Source organism: Streptomyces sp. NPDC001450 (assembly GCF_053597295.1).
In genome coordinates this window covers 109,722-127,350 of sequence record NZ_JBSFHY010000024.1, presented here as the reverse complement: position 1 = coordinate 127,350, position 17,629 = coordinate 109,722, and the positions used below count along the sequence as shown (strand labels likewise).

The following is a 17,629-nucleotide window of genomic DNA, read 5'->3' as shown; positions in this document are numbered from 1 at the left end:
CCGGCTCTCCAGGACGGTGACCATGGAAGTGGAAGTCCCCCGCGTCGAACTCACCCCGCAGGCCGCCGAACTGGTGCGCAAGCTGCGGACCGAGCACGGTCCGCTGATGTTCCACCAGTCAGGCGGCTGCTGCGACGGCAGCGCGCCCATGTGCTACCCGGACGGCGAGTTCCGGACCGGCGACTCGGACGTGCTGCTGGCGGAACTGGCGGTGGAGGGCGTCCAGGAGCCCGTGACCTTCTGGATGTCGAGGAGCCAGTACGAGGTGTGGAGCCACACCCGGCTGATCGTCGACGTGGTACCCGGACGGGGGAGCGGATTCTCGCTGGAGGCACCCGAGGGGGTGCGTTTTCTCACCCGTTCTCGCGTAGTCGACGCCTAGCTCCCCCGCGCGCCATCGCCTTCTGCTGCACTTCCCCTGAGTTCTGGGACAGTTGACGAGACATGAGGGGGCGCGGTGGCGCACGATCGGCGGCAGACAGCGGCAGGCAGATCGGTTCTCACGGTTCTCACGGCGTTCGGTGTACTGGCCGGTGCGGCCCTGGCGGGGGCGGCACCGGCCGGTGCCGTGCCGCTGGGCAGGCGGGTCGCGCCGGGTGTCACCTACCGGCAGTTCGACATCGAGGAGGCGGCGGGCACGGCACACGCCCACCTGCTCACCATCGATCTGAACAATCCTCATGTCCGGCTGGACCTGTTGTACCCCGGCTCGGTGGCGGCCCGCGCGACCGTCTCGGAGCTGGCCGACTCGGCCGGCGCGGTCGCCGGCGTCAACGGCGACTTCTTCAACATCAGCGAGACCCAGCACCCGGGCGTGGAGGCGACGGGCGCGACCGTGGGACCGGCGATCGCCGACGGGCAGGTGCTCAAGGCGGCGGTGCCGAAGGGCCAGCGGTTCGGGCCCTCACTGCCGCCCGGGACGACCACGACGGACGTCCTCGGCGTGGGCACCGACGGGCGGGCCCGGCTGGACCGCCTCTCCCTCTCCGGTTCCGTCACCACGCCGGAGGGGCAGTTCCCGCTCAAGGGCCTCAACCAGTACGCGCTGCAGCAGAACTCCGTCGGCGCCTTCACCTCACGGTGGGGCAGCGTCTCGCGGGTGCGTGCCACCTGCGGCACGGACACCGACCGGGCGGCGGCCTGCAGCGAGGACACCTACGAGGTGAAGGTGCGGGACGGCGAGGTGGTCTCCGCGTCCGGCACCCCGGGCAGCGGACCGATCCCCGCGGACACCACGGTCCTGGTGGGCCGTGAGGAGGGTGCGCAGCAGCTGCGCACGCTGTCGGTGGGCGACGAGGTGACGGTCACGCACGACCTGGTGGCGGCCACGGCCGAGGTCGCGTACAGGTTCGCGATCGGCGGCTACCCGGTCCTGCGTGACGGCAGGCCGCTGTCCGGCCTGGACGACAACACCTCGGCCGTGCGCACCGTCGCGGGCTTCGCCGACGACGGGCACAAGATGCTGATGCTCGCGCTGGACGGAGCCGCGGCCTACCGGACGGGCATGACCATCGCCGAAGAGGCCGACCTCATGGACGAGCTGGGCGCGTCCGACGCGTTCAGCCTCGACGGCGGCGGCTCGTCCGAGATGGTCACCCGGGACGCGGGCGCGAGCGGCGTGACGGTCCGCAACCACCCGAGCGGCGGCGCCGAGCGTCCGGTCCCGAACGGCATCGGGGTCTTCTCGTCCTGACCGGGACGGGGCCTACGGCCGCAGGCTGCTCACCAGGTCGGCGGTCGTGGTGAGCCCGCTGTTGATGGTGGTCGCCATGCTGGTGCTGGCCAGGTAGAAGCCGAGCAGCATGCAGACCAGGCCGTGCGAGATCTTCAGGGCGCCATTGCGCATGAAGATCACGACGATGATCAGGAGCAGCAGCACCACTGAGATGGAAACGGCCATCGGGAACCTCCTCCGCCACGCCCCATGAGCGGCGTTCGGCCGCAAGTGTGGCGTAGCGGGGGGTTCGTCCGGGCGGCTGACATGTCCTCCGATCGTGTGGTCTTACCCGGACGGGTGTGCGTCCAGGAAGGCCTCCAGGCCGACGAGATCGTCGGTGTTGAGGTAGTCGACGCCGCCGGAGAGCAGTTCCGTCCACAGGGCGTCCCGGGCCGCACCCGCCGCGTCCGGGGTAGCCCAGAACCTGATCTGCTGCCCGCGCGCGTGGGCGGCGCCGGTGATGCCGCGCAGCTTCTGCCGCTCGGCGTCCGGGAAGGGGCCCTCGCCCAGCCAGGTGAAGTTCAGCGTCCAGTTGTCGCTGATCAGCGGGATGAAGGAGGCGGGGGCCGCGCTGCCGAGGTCGGCGAGCCGGCCGTCGTAGAAGGCGCAGCGCCCGGTCTGGGCCTCCATGGGGCCACGGGCCGCACGGTCGCCGGAGATGACGGCGGTGACCGGACCGGGGTGGACGCGGCCGTGCGCGTAACGGGTGAACAGGTGCGGGTAGCGCCGGAGGTGCCGGTCGAGCTCGACGTACGTCGAGGAGCCCTCGGTCTTGATGTCGATGAGGAGTTGCAGCGGCTGCCGCCAACCCCGGTACACGGAGCCTTGTTCGGCCTTGACGCGGGCGGCGAGCGGGTCGAGGTAGAGGGATTCGAGGGTGCGGGTCGGGTCCAGCTCGGAGCTGTCGTGACCGATGAGCAGCTGGTCGCCGACGAGGAAGACGTCGGCCTCGACGCTGCCGAAGCGGTGGTCGAGGGCGTCGAACAGGGGCCGCGGGTGCTCGTAGTCATTGTGGGCGTGCGCGTGCCACAGCGGCCGCGGGCCACGGTGGTCGCCCCCCGCCCAGGCCTGGCCGGCGGGCAGGGCGACGGCGCCCGCGAGGGCGGCGCCGAGGGCGGTGAGGGCTGTGCGACGGGTGGTGAGGGCCATGCGCTGCCTCCCTTGAGGGGCCGGAGGGGACCGGGGAGAGTGTGCGCTCTCCACTCAAATGACCCTGGCCTAAAGGGAGTTGGCCGGAATGCCGCCCTCTGTTCACTTGGCGGCGGGTGCGCGCACGAAGAAGCCCGCCCCGGGTGGGGCGGGCTTCACGCGCCGTACGTCAGGGCGCCTGGAGGTCGACCAGTTCGGCCAGGGCCTCCCGGTGGGCGCCCGCGGTGCCGTAGGCGATCGAGTCGGCCTTGGCCCGCTTCAGGTACAGGTGGATCGGGTGCTCCCAGGTCATGCCGATTCCGGCGTGGAGCTGCAGCGCCTCCTCGGCCGCGTGGACGGCGACAGGCGCCGCGTACGCCTGGGCGACGGCGACCGTGACGTCGGTGTCCTCGCCGGTGGGGGCACCTCCCTGCTCAAGCGAAGCCGAGAGCTTGGGGGACAGCGCGTCGGCGGCGGCGCGCGCGGCGGCCCGGAGGTTGACGACCTCCAGCCACAGCTGGGCGAGCCGGTGCTTGAGCGCCTGGAAGCCGCCGACCGGCCGGTTGAACTGCTTGCGCTCCTTCAGGTACCGGACGGTTTCGGTCAACGCCCAGTCGGCGACACCGAGTTGCTCGGAGGCGAGCAGTCCGGCGGCGCTGCGCACGGCCCGTCGTACGGCGGGTTCCGCGTCGCCGATCCGGCGGCCGGACACGCCGTCGAGGGAGACGGTGGCGAGCGGGCGGGTCAGGTCCAGGGAGGTCTGCGGGGTGACGGTCACGGCGTCGGCGGCCACGGCGTACAGCCCGCCGTCGTCGGCCGGAACGAGCAGGACGTCGGCGGCGGCCGCGTCCGCGATGCCCGTCAACTGCCCGCTCAGGGTCCCGTTCTCCAGCCGTACGGTCTTGAAGGCGGCACCCGGGGCCGAGTGCAGCCCGACCGCGAGGACGCCGATGGTGCGCCCGGAGGCCAGGCGGCCCAGCAGCTCCTCGTCCCCGCAGGCCAGCAGGGCCTCGGTGGCCACGACCGCACTGGTGAGGTACGGGACGGGCGCGACCGCCCGGCCCAACTCCTCGAGAACGACGGCGACTTCACGGTGGGTGGCACCCTGGCCGCCCTGCGCCTCGGGCACCAGCAGCCCGGCGAGACCCATGCCGTCGGCGAGGGACTTCCACAGGGCGAGGTCGTGCGGGGCGTCCGACTCGGTGCGGGCGATCACCCCGGCCGCGTCGCAGTGGTCCGTGAGCAGGTCGCGGACCGCGGCGCGCAGCGCCTCTTCCTCCTCGGAGTAGAGCAGATCCGGCTGTGTGCTCATCGGGCCAGGTCCTTCCATGCGACGTCCTTGTCGGTGCGCGGCTCGGCGGGCAGGCCCAGGACGCGTTCGGCGACGATGTTCAGCAGGACCTCGCTGGTCCCGCCCTCGATGCTGTTGCCCTTGGAGCGCAGGTAGCGGTAGCCGGCGTCGCGGCCGACGAAGTCCACCAGCTCGGGGCGCCTCATCGTCCAGTCGTCGTAGAGGAGCCCCTCCTCACCCCGGAGTTCGACCTCCAGGCCGCTGATCTCCTGGTTGAGGCGGGCGAAGGCGAGCTTCATGCCGGCGCCCTCGGGGCCGGGCTGACCCGCGACGAGCTGCTGGCGCAGCCGCTCGGCGGTGAACCGGGCGACCTCGGAGTCGACCCAGAGCTTCAGCAGCCGCTGGTGCAGGTCGTGGGTGCGCAGTTCGGGGCGCTCCCGCCAGGTCTTCGAGACCGGACCGATCATGCCGCCCTCGCGGGGCAGTCGCATGCCGCCGATGGCGACGCGTTCGTTGTTGAGCGTGGTCTGCGCGACCCGCCAGCCGTCGCCGACCTCGCCGAGGCGGCGGGAGTCCGGGATGCGGACGTCGGTGAGGAAGACCTCGTTGAACTCGGCCTCACCCGTGATCTGCCGCAGCGGACGGACGTCGACGCCAGGGTCGGTCATGTCGCAGATGAAGTACGTGATGCCCGCGTGCTTGGGCACGTCCGGGTCGGTGCGGGCGATGAGGATGGCCCAGCGGGAGTTGTGCGCGCCGGACGTCCACACCTTCTGCCCGTTGACCACCCACTCGTCGCCCTCCCGCACGGCCCGGGTGCCGAGCGCGGCGAGGTCGGAGCCGGCGCCGGGCTCGCTGAACAGCTGGCACCACACCTCCTCGCCGATCCACAGCGGTCGCAGATGGCGCTGCTTCTGCTCCTCCGTGCCGTACTTGAGGATCGTCGGGGCGGCCATGCCGAGCCCGATGCCGTTGCGGCGCGAGTCGTTGTCGGGAGCGCCGGCCGCCTCCAGCTCGGCGTCCACGACGACCTGCAGGGAGCGCGGGACACCGAGTCCGCCGAGGCCCGCCGGGTAGTGCACCCAGGCCAGCCCCGCGTCGAAGCGGGCCTTGAGGAAGTCGAGGCGGTCGGTGGCGGCAGGCGGATGCGCGGCCAGCAACTCCCTTGTGCGGCGGATCAGTTCTTCAGCGTCGATCATGCGACGGCTCCCTTGTCCAGGACCACGGCCACCCGGCCGGTGGTCACCCCGTCGGCGACCCGCTGCACGGCCGCGGCGGCGTCGGCGAGCGGTACGCGCTCGCTCACCAGCGGCTTGATCGCGCCCCGTGCGGCCAGCTCGGTGAGCTGCTCGTGGCAGTGCAGGACCAGCTTCGGGTTCTTGGTGTTGTACAGGCCCCAGTGGAGGCCGAGGATCGAGTAGTTCTTCACCAGGGCGTGGTTGAGCGCGGGGCTCGGGATGGTGCCGCTGGCGAAGCCGACCACGACGATCCTGCCCTCGAAGGCGACGACCTTGGCGGACTGGGCGTAGGCCGCGCCGCCGACGGGGTCGTAGATCACGTCGGCACCCCGGCCGCCGGTGGCCTCCTTCACGGCGGCGACCACGTCCTCGGAGCGGCGGTCCACGACCACGTCACAGCCCAGCTCCCGGGCGACGGCGGCCTTGTCGGCGCCGCCGACCACGCCGATCACCGTGGCCCCGGCCGCCTTGCCGAGCTGCACGGCCGCGCTGCCGACACCGCCGGCGGCGGCGTGCACGAGCAGGGTCTCCCCCGCTTGCAGGTGGGCGCGGCGATGCAGGCCGAACCAGCCCGTCTGGTAGCCGATGTGCAGCGCGGCGGCCTCGGCGTCGTCCAGGGACTCGGGCGCGGGCAGCAGGGCGCGGGCGTCGGCGAGCGCGTACTCGGCGAAGCCTCCGTACGGCAGCGCGGGGTTGGCGATCACCCGGCGGCCGTCCTCGGTCTCGGCGCAGATCTCCACACCGGGTGTGAAGGGCATCGGCGGCCGTACCTGGTACTGGCCCCGGCACATCAGGGCGTCGGGGAAGTTGATGTTGGCGGCACGCACGCGCAGCAGCACCTGGCCCTCGCCGGGCGTGGGCCGTTCCACCTCGGCCAGGCGCATCACCTCGCTCGGCTCGCCGTTCTCGTGCACTTGCCATGCCTGCATGCGGGGCCTCCACGGGACTGCTTCGTCTGACCGGGTCCGATCGCATACTAAGCGGTCGCTTGCCATTCGGGAAACAGTCGGGTGCGTCACTGGCCGTCGGGCACGTCACTTGCGAGCCGGCCGTGCCCGTACGTGCATCCGCTCCCCCTGCGGCCCGAACAGGCTCAGGAACTCCACCGGCCCTTCTCCCGTCGACCCGAACCAGTGCGGCACCCGCGTGTCGAACTCGGCCGCCTCCCCCGCCGACAGCACCACGTCGTGTTCGCCGAGCACCAGCCGGAGCCTGCCCGAGAGCACGTACAGCCACTCGTAGCCCTCGTGGGTGCGCGGCTCCGGCTCCTGCCTGCGCTGGGGTTCGCGGACCTTGAAGGCCTGGAGGCCGCCGGGCTGGCGGGTGAGCGGCCAGAAGGTACGGCCGTGCCGCTCGAGCGGCTTCGCCCGCACCCGGGGGTCGCCGACCGGCGGGGCGCCGACCAGCTCGTCCAGTGGCACCTGGTGGGCCTGGGCGATGGGCAGCAGCAGCTCCAGGCTGGGTTTGCGCAGGCCGGACTCCAGCCGGGACAGGGTGCTGACCGAGATGCCGGTCGCCTCGGACAGCGCCGCCAGGGTCACCTCCCGCTCCTTGCGGATCCGCCGGAGCCTCGGGCCCACGCCCGCCAGAACGTCGTCGGTGCCGTCGGTACTCATGCCCGTATTGCAGATTCGGCAAAGACGTTTGTCAACACGGCAGGGTGCGGGCGACCGTCGGACGCGGAGGTGGTCACCATGACCGAGAAATACGAAGTGGTGGTGGTCGGGGGCGGCGCGGCCGGCCTGTCCGCCGCACTGGTGCTGGGCCGGGCCCGGCGACGCACCCTGGTGGTCGACGCGGGCGAGCCGCGCAACGCGCCGTCCGCACACCTGCAGGGCTATCTGTCCCGGGACGGCATGTCGCCCGCCGAGTTCCTGGCGGTCGGGCGCGAGGAGATCGCGCGGTACGGCGTGGAGCTGGTCCGGGACCGGGTCGTGGACGCGACCAGGGCCGAGGACTTCACCGTGGTGCTCGCGAGCGGCCGGACCGTACGGGCGCGGCAGCTGGTCGTCGCCACCGGCCTGAAGGACGAGCTGCCGCCGCTCCCGGGGATCGCCGAGCGGTTCGGCCGGGACGTGATCCACTGCCCGTACTGCCACGGCTGGGAGGCCCGCGACCGGGCGACCGGCGTGCTCGCGAGCACCCCGATGAGCGTGCACCAGGCGCTGATGGTGACCCAGTGGTCGAAGGACGTGCGGTTCTTCCTGCACGAGGTGCGGGAGACGGAGCTGACGGAGGAGGACCGGCGCAGGCTGGCCGCCGCCGGGGTGAGCGTGGTACCCGGTGAGGTCGCGGAGGTGCTCGCCGCGGAGGACCGGCTCACCGGCGTCCGGCTCGCGGACGGCACGGTCCACGAGCGTGAGGTGCTGTACGTCGCGCCACGTGCCGTTCCGCAGAACGCCCTGCTGGTACGGCTGGGCGCGGAGCTGCGCGAGACGCCCTTCGGCAGCTTCCCGGCGATCGACGAGCGGGGCCTGACGACCGTGCCGGGCCTGTGGGCGGCCGGCAACGCCGGCGGCTTCGCCGAGCAGGTGGTGAACGCGGCGAGCCGTGGCTACCGGGCCGGGGCGGCGATCAACGGCGAGCTGCTCTTCGCCGACCTCGACGCGGCCGTGCGGGTGTAGACCCCGCATCTGCGGTGCAACCATGACTGCATGCTGCTGTCCCGGCTCGCCGAGGTGTCCCGGGAGGTCGCCGCGACGGCCGCCCGGTCCCGCAAGACCGCGCTGCTCGCGGAGCTGTTCCGGGACGCGGAGGCGGACGACGTGCCGATCGTCATCCCCTACCTGGCCGGACGGCTCCCCCAGGGGCGGCTCGGCGTCGGCTGGAAGGTGCTGAGCCGCCCGGTCCCGCCGGCCGCCGAGCCCTCCTTGACCGTGCGGGAGGTCGACGCCCGCCTCAGCGAGCTGGGCCAGGTCTCCGGGGCCGGTTCCCAGGCGGAACGGGCCCGGATCGTCGGCGAGCTGATGGGCGCGGCCACCGAGGCGGAGCAGCGCTTCCTGCGCGGCCTGCTCACCGGCGAGGTCCGGCAGGGCGCGCTGGACGCGGTCGCCGTGGAGGGTCTGGCCCAGGCGACCGGCGCGGATCCGGCGGACGTACGGCGGGCGGTGATGCTCGCCGGATCGCTGCAGACGGTGGCGCAGGCCCTGCTCGCACAGGGGCCCGGAGCGCTGCACCGGTTCCGGCTCACGGTCGGCCGCCCGGTGCTGCCGATGCTGGCGCAGAGCGCCTCCTCGGTGGCCGAGGCGGTCGAGAAGCTGGGCTCGTGCGCGGTGGAGGAGAAGCTGGACGGCATCCGGGTCCAGGTCCACCGGGAGGGCAGCGCGGTACGGATCCACACCCGGACGCTGGACGACATCACCGGCCGGCTGCCCGAAGTGACCCGAGCGGCCCTGGGGTTGGCGTGCGACCGGTTCGTCCTCGACGGCGAGGTGATCTCCTTCGGCGCGGACGGCCGGCCCCGCTCCTTCCAGGAGACCGCCGGCCGGGTGGGCTCCCGGACCGACGTGGCGAAAGCCGCCGCACAGGTGCCCGTCTGCCCCGTCTTCTTCGACGTGCTGCTGGTCGGCGACCAGGACGTGCTCGACCTCCCGCTCTCCGAGCGGCACGCGCTGCTGGCCGATCTGGTGCCCGGGCCGCTGCGGGTCCGCCGGACCGTGGCGTCGGGGCCGCGGCACATTCCCGAAGCGGAACGCTTCCTCGCCGACACCCTCGCCCGCGGCCACGAGGGTGTGGTGGTCAAGGCGCTGGACGCCCCCTACAGCGCGGGCCGGCGCGGTGCGTCCTGGCTGAAGGTCAAGCCCGTGCACACGCTCGACCTGGTCGTCCTGGCCGCCGAGTGGGGCCACGGCCGCCGCACCGGCAGGCTCTCCAACCTCCACCTCGGCGCCCGCAACCCGGACGGCACCTTCGCGATGCTCGGCAAGACCTTCAAGGGCATGACCGACGCGATGCTCGCCTGGCAGACCGAGCGGCTGCGGGAACTGGCCGTCGAGGACGACGGCTGGGTGGTCACCGTCCGCCCGGAACTCGTCGTGGAGATCGCCTACGACGGCCTGCAGCGCTCCTCCCGCTACCCGGCCGGCGTCGCCCTGCGCTTCGCCCGCGTGGTCCGCTACCGCGAGGACAAGAGGGCCGGGGAGGCCGATACCGTGGAGGCCCTGTTGGCGGCTCACCCGGAGGTCAGGCCGTGACGGTGCGGACGACGAAGCGCAGCGCGGGACTGCTGCTGTTCCGGCACGCCGACGACGGGCTGGAGGTGTTGCTCGGCCATATGGGCGGTCCCTTCTTCGCGAAGAAGGACGCGGGAGCGTGGACCGTACCCAAGGGCGAGTACGAGCCCGACGAGCCCGCGTGGGAGGCGGCCCGGCGCGAGTTCCGCGAGGAGCTGGGGCTGGCGCCGCCCGACGGTGAGGCCGTACCGCTGGGCGAGGTCGCGCAGGCCAACGGCAAGATCGTGACCGTGTGGGCGATCGAGGCCGACCTGGACCCGGAGGCGATCGACCCCGGCACCTTCACCATGGAGTGGCCGCCGAGGTCCGGGCGGACGCAGGAGTTCCCGGAGCTGGACCGGGTGGCGTGGTTCGGTCTGGACCGGGCCCGTGCGCTGATCATCACGGCTCAGGCCGCGTTTCTCGACCGGCTGGCGGAGCACTCGGGCTGACCGTGAGCCGTACCGGCTGGAGCGCCCCGGAGGGCGAACAATCAATACGGCGCCCTACGCGTTGCGGTCCCCACCGCCGCGCGCGAAGGTCGAAGCAAGCCCGCTCCCAGGGAGGTCAGCCATGCCCATCGCGACGGTGAACCCGGCGAACGGCGAGACGCTCAAGACGTACGAGTCCATGGGTGAGGAGGAGCTGGAACGCCGGCTCCAGCTCGCCGAGGCGACGTTCCGCACGTACCGGACGACCACGTTCGCCGAACGCGCCCGACTGCTGAACAAGGCCGCCGACCTGCTGGACGAGGACCAGCAGGAGATCGGCCGGGTCATGACCACCGAGATGGGCAAGCCGGTCAAGCAGGCTCGCGCGGAGGCCGCGAAGTGCGCCAGGGCGATGCGCTGGTACGCCGAACGCGCCGAGGGACTGCTCGCCGACGAGGAACCGGCCGAGGCGGACGTACGGGACTCCGGCGCCTCGCGGGTCCGGGTCCGCTACCGGCCGCTCGGGCCCGTCCTCGCCGTGATGCCGTGGAACTTCCCCCTGTGGCAGGTGATCCGCTTCGCCGCGCCCGCGCTGATGGCGGGCAACGTGGGCCTGCTCAAGCACGCCTCGAACGTCCCCCAGACGGCCCTGTACCTGGAGGACCTGTTCCACCGGGCGGGCTTCAAGGAGGGCTGCTTCCAGACACTGCTGGTCGGCTCGGGAGCGGTCGACGGCATCCTGCGCGACGAGCGGGTGAAGGCCGCGACGCTCACGGGCAGCGAGCCGGCCGGGCGGGCCGTCGCCGCCACGTCCGGCGAGATGATCAAGAAGACGGTGCTGGAGCTGGGCGGCAGCGACCCGTTCGTCGTCATGCCCTCCGCCGATCTCGACCGGGCGGCGCGGGTCGCCGTGACCGCGCGGGTGCAGAACAACGGACAGTCCTGCATCGCGGCCAAGCGGTTCATCGTGCACACCGACGCGTACGACGCCTTCGCCGAGAAGTTCGTCGCGGGCATGAAGGCGCTCAAGATCGGTGACCCGCTGGAGGAGGACACCGAGATCGGGCCGCTCTCCACCGAGCAGGGACGGGCCGACCTGGAGGAGCTGGTCGACGACGCGAAGCGCAGCGGCGCCCAGGTGCTGTGCGGCGGGGAACGTCCCGACTGGCCGGGCTGGTACTACCCGCCGACCGTGCTCGCGGGCATCACCCGGGAGATGCGCATCCACCGCGAGGAGGCGTTCGGGCCGGTCGCCACGCTGTACCGGGCCGGCGACCTGGACGAGGCGATCCTGATCGCGAACGACTCGTTCTTCGGGCTGAGTTCGAACGTGTGGACGCGGGACGAGAACGAGGTGGAGCGGTTCGCTCGGGACCTGGAGGCGGGTGGCGTGTACGTCAACGGGATGACCGCCTCCCATCCGGCGTTTCCGTTCGGCGGCGTGAAGCGGTCCGGGTACGGGCGTGAGCTGTCCGGGCACGGAATCCGGGAGTTCTGCAACATCACCACGGTTTGGCAGGGTGCGTGAGGGCTGCGCGGCTACCATCCCGTTTGTGAACCGCGAAGTGACTCTGCCTCTGATCGTCGACGACCGCGGTGCCCTGCAGGTGGCTGCGGCCGACGTGAGTAAGTTGTTGCGGACCGTGGGTGGGCGGTGGCTGCATCTTGTCGAGGCCGGAGAGCAGGGGCTCGACGAGGATACGGTCGCCGCGTTGACCATTGAGCTGGCGAAGCTCGCGGATCGTATCGACGTGGCTTGTATCGCGCACAGTAGCGGGGCGCCGTAGCTAGGGCGCTTCCCTCAGCGAGTTCCAGAACATCGCCTCGTACGCCTGGAGCAGGCTCCCGTAGGTGTGGGCCAGGTCTGTGTTCAGGTGACCGGTGCCCAGGGCCGTCTGCACCGCCTCCGTCGCCTGCGCGTCCAGGTCGGGGGACGGTTCCGCGAAGAGGTCGAAGAAGGCGCAGGCCTCGTCCGAGAAGCCGTAGTGGTGGCGCAGGCCTTCGGCGATGCGGGCGCAATAGCCGCCCCACGCCGAGAAGTTGGCAGTGATGGCCAGGATGACGTCTGCCGGGGAGGCGTTGAGGGCGAGCCGGGAGACGTAGGCGGGGTAGGCCTGGCAGCCGGAGCGGGGAACGTACGCGTGCGTTTGCTCCTCGGACACGCCGCAGGCGTCTGCGAAGGCGACCAGCCGTTCCGCCGCCATCGCCTCGCCCTCGGCGAGGGAAGTGAAGAAGGCGATGGCCGCAGAGTCGGTCGTGCTGCGTGCCAGATGCAGGAAAGCGCGGTGGTCGGCGGGGATCACCCACTGTTGTTCCAGGGCCAGGGTGGTGAGAGTCGCGCGGCTCGCCTCACCCCTGGCGATCAGTGGGACCACGGGGTTGGTCCGCGGGTCCGGGGCGAGTTGGGCGGTCGTGGTGGCCAGTAGTTCTGCGGCCTTGGGCGTCATCGGGTCCTCCGAGGGGTCGTACGGGCTTCAGGTCCGATCCCTACCCGTTGTCCCCGATTCGGAGTAACCCGACGAGAGATCGTCGCCCCCTCGGGTGAACCTGGGTGGACCACCTTCTGACCGGCGGGCGCAGGCCCGCCGGACGGCGAAAGCAGGGACGGCTCATGGCGACTTTGTGCAGACCCTCGGTGTCCGTACCCGAACACGTGATCACGATGGAGGAGACGCTGGAGCTGGCACGTACGCACCACGCGGACCACCCCCAGCTCCCGCTGGCCCTCCGGCTGATCGAGAACACGGGCGTCCGCACCCGGCACATCGTGCAGCCCATCGAGGAGACCCTGAAGCACCCCGGGTTCGAGGATCGCAACAAGCTCTACGAGGCCGAGGCGAAGGCCCGTGTCCCCGCGGTGATCCAGCGCGCGCTCGACGACGCGGAGGTCATGACCTCCGACATCGATGTCATCATCTACGTGTCGTGCACGGGCTTCATGATGCCCTCGCTGACCGCGTGGCTGATCAACGAGATGGACTTCCCGTCCACCACCCGCCAGCTCCCCATAGCCCAGTTGGGCTGTGCGGCCGGCGGCGCGGCCATCAACCGGGCCCACGACTTCTGCTCGGCCTATCCGGAGGGCAACGCGCTCATCGTGGCCTGCGAGTTCTGCTCGCTGTGCTACCAGCCCACCGACCTCGGCGTCGGCTCCCTGTTGTCCAACGGCCTGTTCGGCGACGGTATCGCCGCGGCCGTGGTGCGCGGCCGGGGCGGCACGGGCGTCCAGCTGGAGCACAACGGCTCGTACCTGATCCCCAAGACCGAGGACTGGATCGCGTACGACGTCCGGGCCACCGGCTTCCACTTCCTGCTGGACAAGCGGGTGCCGACCACCATGGAGCCGCTCGCCCCGGCGCTCCAGGACCTCGCGGGCGCACACGGCTGGGACGCCGCCGACCTGGACTTCTACATCATCCACGCGGGCGGGCCCCGAATTCTCGACGACCTCAGCAAGTTCCTGCAGGTCGACCCGCACGCGTTCCGGTTCAGCAGGGCCACGCTCACCGAGTACGGCAACATCGCCAGCGCCGTCGTGCTGGACGCGCTGCGCCGGCTGTTCGAGGAAGGGGGTGCCGAGCACCGGGCGCGCGGGCTGCTGGCCGGCTTCGGTCCCGGCATCACCGCCGAGATGACCGTGGGCCGCTGGGTCAAGGACGGCGGGATGACCCGATGAGCGAGGAGACCCTCACCGAGACCCTGCCCCCGATCCGGCACTGGCCGGCCGTCGATCTGACCGGCACGGACTTCGACCCGGTGCTGGCCGACCTGATGCGCGAGGGCCCGGTCGCCCGCATCCAGCTGCCCAACGGCGAGGGCTGGGCGTGGCTGGTCACCCGGTACGACGACGTCCGCATGGTGACCAACGACCCCCGCTTCAGCCGCGAGGCGGTCATGGGCAGGCAGGTGACCCGGCTCGCCCCGCACTACGTCCCGGACCCGGGCGCGGTCGGCTTCCTGGACCCGCCCGGCCACACCCGGCTGCGCCGCACGGTCGCCGCCGCGTTCACCGCGAAGGGCGTGGATCGGGTCCGTGAGCAGGCGCGCGGCATGCTGGACGAGCTGGTCGACGAACTCCTCCAGGACGGCCCGCCCGCCGACCTCACGGCGACGATCCTCAGCCCCTTCCCGATCGCGGTGATCTGCGAGCTGATGGGCGTCCCGGCGGCCGACCGGCACGGCATGCACACCTGGACCCAGCTGATCCTGTCCTCCGCGCACGGCAAGGAGGCCAGCGAGAAGGCCAAGCACGAGATGAGCGCCTACTTCTCCGACCTCATCGGGCTGCGCGAGGGCAGCACGGCCGAGGACGTCACCTCGCTGCTCGGCGCCGCGGTGGGCCGGGGCGAGGTCACCCTGGAGGAGGCCGTCGGTCTCTGCGTCCTCCTCCAGATCGGTGGCGAGGCGGTCACCAACAACAGCGGGCAGATGTTCTACCTGCTGCTGACCCGCCCCGACCTGGTCGAACGGCTGCGCTCCGACCCCGGGATCCGCCCGAGGGCGATCGACGAACTGCTGCGCTACATCCCGCACCGCAACGCCGTCGGCCTCTCCCGGGTCGCCCTGGAGGACGTGGAGATCAGTGGCGTACGGATCCGCGCGGGCGACGCGATCTACGTCTCCTACCTGGCCGCCAACCGCGACCCGGACGTCTTCCCGGACCCGGAGACGATCGACTTCTCCCGCAGCCCCAACCCGCACCTGGCGTTCGGCTTCGGCCCGCACTACTGCCCCGGCGGCATGCTGGCGAGGCTGGAGTCGGAGCTGCTGGTGAACGCCCTGCTGGACCGGGTGCCGGGCCTGCGGCTCGCCGTACCGCCCGGCCAGGTGCCCTTCCGGAAGGGCGCGTTGATCCGAGGGCCCGAGGCCCTGCCCGTGACGTGGTGAGCGGCCTATGACGACGACCGAGGGGCTGGCGGTACCCGAAGGGCCCGCGGCCCGAGGAGTGGCGCAGACCCAGTCGGACGTGCCGGTCCAGGAGGCGACCCATGCCGAGGGGCTGCTCGTGCCCCCGGGCCATGGCCGCGTCGTGGCGACGTCCGCCCAGCGCGTGACGTTCAAGGTCACCGGCGCCCATTCGCGGATGGCCTCCACCTTCGAGGTGGAGGTCCCGCCGGGCTTCGACGTCGGTGCCCATGTGCACACACGCAGCGAGGAGTTGTTCTACGTCCTCGAAGGTGAACTGGACGTGCTCGCCTTCGAGCCACGCGTCCGCACCCCTGACAACTGGCAGAAGTGGGAGTCGAGTTCGGGCAGCCGAGTGGTACGGGCAACCCCGGGCACGGTGATCGTCGTACCCCCCGGCTGCCCGCACGCCTTCGCCAACCCGACGGACACCCCGGCGAAGATGTTCTTCCAGGCGTCCCCGCCGCCCGATCACGAGCGCTACTTCGAGGAGCTGCTGGAGATCCTGGGGAACGGGGGGCCGCCGGACCAGGAGGCGATAGAGGAACTACGCGCCAAGTACGACATCCAGCAACTGACTCCACTCAGGCACAGGTGATTCCGTAAGGAGCGCGGGGCTGTATCACAGCCCCGCAGCGCACCCGCACCCCTACGGCGCTACCGAATCGGCATGCCGGACAAGGTCCGGGCAATGACGAGCCGCTGGATCTCGCTCGTACCCTCGAAGATCGTGTAAATCGCGGAATCGCGATGCATCCGCTCGACGGGGTACTCACGGGTGTACCCGTTACCACCCAGGATCTGAATGGCCTGGGCGGTCACCTTCTTCGCCGTCTCACTGGCGAACAGCTTCGACATCGACCCCTCAGCCGCGGTGAACGGCTTCCCGTTGACCGCCATCCACGACGCCCGCCAGACCAGCAGCCGGGCCGCGTCGATCTGTGTCCGCATGTCCGCCAGCTGGAAGGCCACCCCCTGGTTGTCGATGATCGGGCGCCCGAACTGCTCCCGTGTCCTGGCGTAGTCAAGAGCAACTTCATAGGCAGCCCGAGCAGTACCGACAGCCATCGCGCCGACAGCGGGGCGGCTCGCTTCGAACGTCGCCATCGCCGCATTCCGCACCCGCTCACCGCCGGAGGCCTTCGCCCGGGCGAGCCGCTCGTCCAGCTTCTCCTTGCCGCCGAGCAGGCAGGAGCCGGGAACGCGGACGTTCTCCAGGACGACCTCGGCGGTGTGCGAGGCGCGGATGCCGTGCTTCTTGAACTTCTGCCCCTGGGACAGCCCCGGCGTGCCCGGCGGGATGATGAAGGAGGCGTGCCCCTTGGAGCCCAGTTCCGGGTCGACGACCGCGACGACGACGTGGACGTTGGCGATGCCGCCGTTGGTCGCCCAGGTCTTCGTGCCGTTGATCACCCACTCGTCCTTGGCCTCGTCGTACACGGCACGCGTGCGCATGGAGGCGACGTCGGAGCCGGCGTCGGGCTCGGAGGAGCAGAACGCGGCGACCTTGACGTCGTTCGCGTCGCCGTACATCTGGGGGATCCAGGTGCCGATCTGCTCCTCGGTGCCGTTGGCGAGAACGCCCACGGCGGCGAGGCCGGTGCCCACGATGGAGAGGGCGATGCCCGCGTCGCCCCAGAAGAGCTCCTCCATGGCCATCGGAATACCGAGGCCGGTGGGGTCGAAGTACTGCTGCGCGTAGAAGTCGAGGGAGTAGATGCCGACCTTCGCGGCCTCCTGGATGACCGGCCAGGGAGTCTCCTCGCGCTCGTCCCATTCGGCGGCCGCGGGGCGGATGACGTCGGCGGCGAAGCCGTGCAGCCAGTCCCGGACCTCCTTCTGTTCGTCGTTGAGCTCCATGGTGAACTCGGCCATGTCCCCTCCAGCGGCGGCGCATACAGTGTTACTAGCGGTAACCCGAGTCTGTTACTGACCGGTAGGAAAAGTCAACTCCCGATGACGCGTCGGCATCCCGTTCGATGTGAGCGGCGTGGACAGTGTTAGTTTGCGCAGGCGTCACCGAATCAGCACGGGTGGGGAGAGCACATGGACACCACGCAGCGGACCGATCAGCAGCGGTCCGCCGACCGCCGACGGCGCGAGCTGCTGGAGGCGGCGGACAGAGTCGTTCTGCGTGATGGTCCGCAGGCCTCGATGAACGCCATCGCCGCGGAGGCCGGAATCACCAAGCCGATCCTGTATCGCCACTTCGGCGACAAGGGCGGGCTGTACGCGGCCTTGGCCAAGCGGCACACGGACGCCCTGCTCGACTCACTGCGGGCGGCACTGGACGCCCCGGCCGAACGGCGGGAGCGCGTCGAGTCCACGCTGGACACCTACCTCGCGGCGATCGAGGCACGACCACAGGTGTATCGGTTCCTCATGCATCCGGCGGAGGGAAGCCAGGGGGGCGAACCGGGCTTCGACGTCGGCAAGCATTCGGCTCCGCTGCTTCGGCGGATGGGCGAGGAGTTGGCTCAGGTCATCGAGGAGCGGCTGGATCTCGGGCCCGGGAGTCAGCAGCTGGCTCGGGTCTGGGGGCATGGGATCGTCGGGATGATGCATGCGGCCGGGGACTGGTGGCTCGGGGAGCGGCCGTGCTCCCGGGCCGAGTTGGTGAGGTCTCTCGCTGATTTGCTGTGGGGTCGTCTTGCGGCGGCCGGGGACAAGATGGGCGGTCCGGGGTTCTGACCGCCCCTGACGCACAC

The 17,629-nt window shown here is 71.2% G+C and carries 19 protein-coding genes; 11 read left to right on the top strand and 8 right to left on the bottom strand.

Features of this window, described 5'->3' with window-relative positions:
• Window positions 1–22: 22 nt before the first annotated feature.
• The gene (locus ACWC5O_RS25825) at window positions 23–382 is read left to right on the top strand and encodes a DUF779 domain-containing protein (protein WP_450583674.1); all 360 of its coding nucleotides are present in this window, start codon (window positions 23–25) and stop codon (window positions 380–382) included.
• 144 nt (window positions 383–526) lie between these two features.
• Window positions 527–1,693, top strand: a complete 1,167-nt coding sequence (locus tag ACWC5O_RS25820; RefSeq protein ID WP_450583710.1) for a phosphodiester glycosidase family protein — start codon at window positions 527–529, stop codon at window positions 1,691–1,693.
• 12 nt (window positions 1,694–1,705) lie between these two features.
• Here the strand turns inward: ACWC5O_RS25820 and ACWC5O_RS25815 are convergent, their stop codons facing one another.
• The 6 genes from ACWC5O_RS25815 to ACWC5O_RS25790 all read right to left on the bottom strand — a co-directional run bounded on the left by ACWC5O_RS25815 (window position 1,706) and on the right by ACWC5O_RS25790 (window position 6,990).
• The gene (locus ACWC5O_RS25815; RefSeq protein WP_450583673.1) at window positions 1,706–1,900 is read right to left on the bottom strand and encodes a hypothetical protein; all 195 of its coding nucleotides are present in this window, start codon (window positions 1,898–1,900) and stop codon (window positions 1,706–1,708) included.
• Between the two features lie 102 nt (window positions 1,901–2,002).
• Window positions 2,003–2,866, bottom strand: a complete 864-nt coding sequence (locus tag ACWC5O_RS25810; RefSeq protein ID WP_450583672.1) for a phosphatidylinositol-specific phospholipase C/glycerophosphodiester phosphodiesterase family protein — start codon at window positions 2,864–2,866, stop codon at window positions 2,003–2,005.
• A 169-nt stretch (window positions 2,867–3,035) separates the two neighbouring features.
• A complete protein-coding gene (locus ACWC5O_RS25805; protein WP_450583670.1) occupies window positions 3,036–4,157 on the bottom strand; it encodes an acyl-CoA dehydrogenase family protein in 1,122 nt (373 codons plus the stop codon).
• Window positions 4,154–5,335 (bottom strand): acyl-CoA dehydrogenase family protein, encoded by a 1,182-nt coding sequence (locus ACWC5O_RS25800; RefSeq protein WP_450583668.1) that lies wholly within the window; start codon window positions 5,333–5,335, stop codon window positions 4,154–4,156. Before ACWC5O_RS25800 ends, ACWC5O_RS25805 begins: the two co-directional genes overlap by 4 nt.
• On the bottom strand, window positions 5,332–6,303 hold the full coding sequence (locus tag ACWC5O_RS25795; RefSeq protein ID WP_450583666.1) for an NADPH:quinone oxidoreductase family protein: 972 nt from the start codon (window positions 6,301–6,303) through the stop codon (window positions 5,332–5,334). Before ACWC5O_RS25795 ends, ACWC5O_RS25800 begins: the two co-directional genes overlap by 4 nt.
• Before the next feature lie 105 nt (window positions 6,304–6,408).
• Window positions 6,409–6,990, bottom strand: a complete 582-nt coding sequence (locus tag ACWC5O_RS25790) for a helix-turn-helix domain-containing protein (RefSeq protein ID WP_450583665.1) — start codon at window positions 6,988–6,990, stop codon at window positions 6,409–6,411.
• 78 nt (window positions 6,991–7,068) lie between these two features.
• On the opposite strand from ACWC5O_RS25790, the gene ACWC5O_RS25785 reads away from it, so the two are divergent.
• The 5 genes from ACWC5O_RS25785 (at window position 7,069) to ACWC5O_RS25765 (ending at window position 11,803) form a co-directional block, all read left to right on the top strand.
• Window positions 7,069–7,998, top strand: coding sequence for an NAD(P)/FAD-dependent oxidoreductase (locus ACWC5O_RS25785; protein WP_450583663.1), 930 nt, complete (start codon window positions 7,069–7,071; stop codon window positions 7,996–7,998).
• 30 nt (window positions 7,999–8,028) lie between these two features.
• Window positions 8,029–9,567 (top strand): ATP-dependent DNA ligase, encoded by a 1,539-nt coding sequence (locus ACWC5O_RS25780; protein ID WP_450583661.1) that lies wholly within the window; start codon window positions 8,029–8,031, stop codon window positions 9,565–9,567.
• Complete coding sequence (locus ACWC5O_RS25775) at window positions 9,564–10,037, top strand: NUDIX domain-containing protein (RefSeq protein ID WP_450583659.1); 474 nt, start codon at window positions 9,564–9,566, stop codon at window positions 10,035–10,037. Before ACWC5O_RS25780 ends, ACWC5O_RS25775 begins: the two co-directional genes overlap by 4 nt.
• A 121-nt stretch (window positions 10,038–10,158) precedes the next feature.
• Complete coding sequence (locus ACWC5O_RS25770; RefSeq protein ID WP_450583657.1) at window positions 10,159–11,544, top strand: NADP-dependent succinic semialdehyde dehydrogenase; 1,386 nt, start codon at window positions 10,159–10,161, stop codon at window positions 11,542–11,544.
• Window positions 11,545–11,569: 25 nt separating this feature from the next.
• Entirely contained in the window at window positions 11,570–11,803 is a 234-nt protein-coding gene (locus ACWC5O_RS25765) for a DUF6213 family protein (RefSeq protein WP_386580618.1), read from the top strand.
• On the opposite strand, the gene ACWC5O_RS25760 is transcribed toward ACWC5O_RS25765, so the two are convergent.
• Window positions 11,804–12,463 carry a thiaminase II/PqqC family protein gene (locus ACWC5O_RS25760; protein WP_450583655.1) on the bottom strand — a complete coding sequence of 220 codons (660 nt, stop codon included), beginning with the start codon at window positions 12,461–12,463 and terminating at the stop codon, window positions 11,804–11,806.
• Between the two features lie 164 nt (window positions 12,464–12,627).
• On the opposite strand from ACWC5O_RS25760, the gene ACWC5O_RS25755 reads away from it, so the two are divergent.
• The 3 genes from ACWC5O_RS25755 (at window position 12,628) to ACWC5O_RS25745 (ending at window position 15,519) form a co-directional block, all read left to right on the top strand.
• Window positions 12,628–13,692, top strand: coding sequence for a type III polyketide synthase (locus tag ACWC5O_RS25755; protein WP_450583653.1), 1,065 nt, complete (start codon window positions 12,628–12,630; stop codon window positions 13,690–13,692).
• Complete coding sequence (locus ACWC5O_RS25750; protein WP_450583651.1) at window positions 13,689–14,903, top strand: cytochrome P450; 1,215 nt, start codon at window positions 13,689–13,691, stop codon at window positions 14,901–14,903. Before ACWC5O_RS25755 ends, ACWC5O_RS25750 begins: the two co-directional genes overlap by 4 nt.
• Before the next feature lie 118 nt (window positions 14,904–15,021).
• Window positions 15,022–15,519 (top strand): cupin domain-containing protein, encoded by a 498-nt coding sequence (locus tag ACWC5O_RS25745; RefSeq protein WP_450583708.1) that lies wholly within the window; start codon window positions 15,022–15,024, stop codon window positions 15,517–15,519.
• Window positions 15,520–15,578: 59 nt separating this feature from the next.
• Here the strand turns inward: ACWC5O_RS25745 and ACWC5O_RS25740 are convergent, their stop codons facing one another.
• Window positions 15,579–16,796, bottom strand: coding sequence for an acyl-CoA dehydrogenase family protein (locus tag ACWC5O_RS25740; protein WP_450583649.1), 1,218 nt, complete (start codon window positions 16,794–16,796; stop codon window positions 15,579–15,581).
• Between the two features lie 171 nt (window positions 16,797–16,967).
• Between ACWC5O_RS25740 and ACWC5O_RS25735 the strand changes: the two genes are divergently transcribed.
• Complete coding sequence (locus ACWC5O_RS25735) at window positions 16,968–17,612, top strand: TetR family transcriptional regulator (protein WP_389185982.1); 645 nt, start codon at window positions 16,968–16,970, stop codon at window positions 17,610–17,612.
• Window positions 17,613–17,629 lie beyond the last annotated feature (17 nt).

Excerpts from the sequence above, each read along its gene's own strand:
- ACWC5O_RS25790 (WP_450583665.1), bottom strand. The coding sequence starts at position 6,990 with ATGAGTACCGACGGCACCGACGACGTTCTGGCGGGCGTGGGCCCGAGG.
- ACWC5O_RS25815 (WP_450583673.1), bottom strand. The coding sequence starts at position 1,900 with ATGGCCGTTTCCATCTCAGTGGTGCTGCTGCTCCTGATCATCGTCGTG.
- ACWC5O_RS25810 (WP_450583672.1), bottom strand. The coding sequence starts at position 2,866 with ATGGCCCTCACCACCCGTCGCACAGCCCTCACCGCCCTCGGCGCCGCC.
- ACWC5O_RS25785 (WP_450583663.1), top strand. The coding sequence starts at position 7,069 with ATGACCGAGAAATACGAAGTGGTGGTGGTCGGGGGCGGCGCGGCCGGC.
- ACWC5O_RS25805 (WP_450583670.1), bottom strand. The coding sequence starts at position 4,157 with ATGAGCACACAGCCGGATCTGCTCTACTCCGAGGAGGAAGAGGCGCTG.
- ACWC5O_RS25825 (WP_450583674.1), top strand. The coding sequence starts at position 23 with ATGGAAGTGGAAGTCCCCCGCGTCGAACTCACCCCGCAGGCCGCCGAA.
- ACWC5O_RS25780 (WP_450583661.1), top strand. The coding sequence starts at position 8,029 with ATGCTGCTGTCCCGGCTCGCCGAGGTGTCCCGGGAGGTCGCCGCGACG.
- ACWC5O_RS25795 (WP_450583666.1), bottom strand. The coding sequence starts at position 6,303 with ATGCAGGCATGGCAAGTGCACGAGAACGGCGAGCCGAGCGAGGTGATG.
- ACWC5O_RS25750 (WP_450583651.1), top strand. The coding sequence starts at position 13,689 with ATGAGCGAGGAGACCCTCACCGAGACCCTGCCCCCGATCCGGCACTGG.
- ACWC5O_RS25735 (WP_389185982.1), top strand. The coding sequence starts at position 16,968 with ATGGACACCACGCAGCGGACCGATCAGCAGCGGTCCGCCGACCGCCGA.
- ACWC5O_RS25770 (WP_450583657.1), top strand. The coding sequence starts at position 10,159 with ATGCCCATCGCGACGGTGAACCCGGCGAACGGCGAGACGCTCAAGACG.
- ACWC5O_RS25760 (WP_450583655.1), bottom strand. The coding sequence starts at position 12,463 with ATGACGCCCAAGGCCGCAGAACTACTGGCCACCACGACCGCCCAACTC.
- ACWC5O_RS25800 (WP_450583668.1), bottom strand. The coding sequence starts at position 5,335 with ATGATCGACGCTGAAGAACTGATCCGCCGCACAAGGGAGTTGCTGGCC.
- ACWC5O_RS25740 (WP_450583649.1), bottom strand. The coding sequence starts at position 16,796 with ATGGCCGAGTTCACCATGGAGCTCAACGACGAACAGAAGGAGGTCCGG.
- ACWC5O_RS25755 (WP_450583653.1), top strand. The coding sequence starts at position 12,628 with ATGGCGACTTTGTGCAGACCCTCGGTGTCCGTACCCGAACACGTGATC.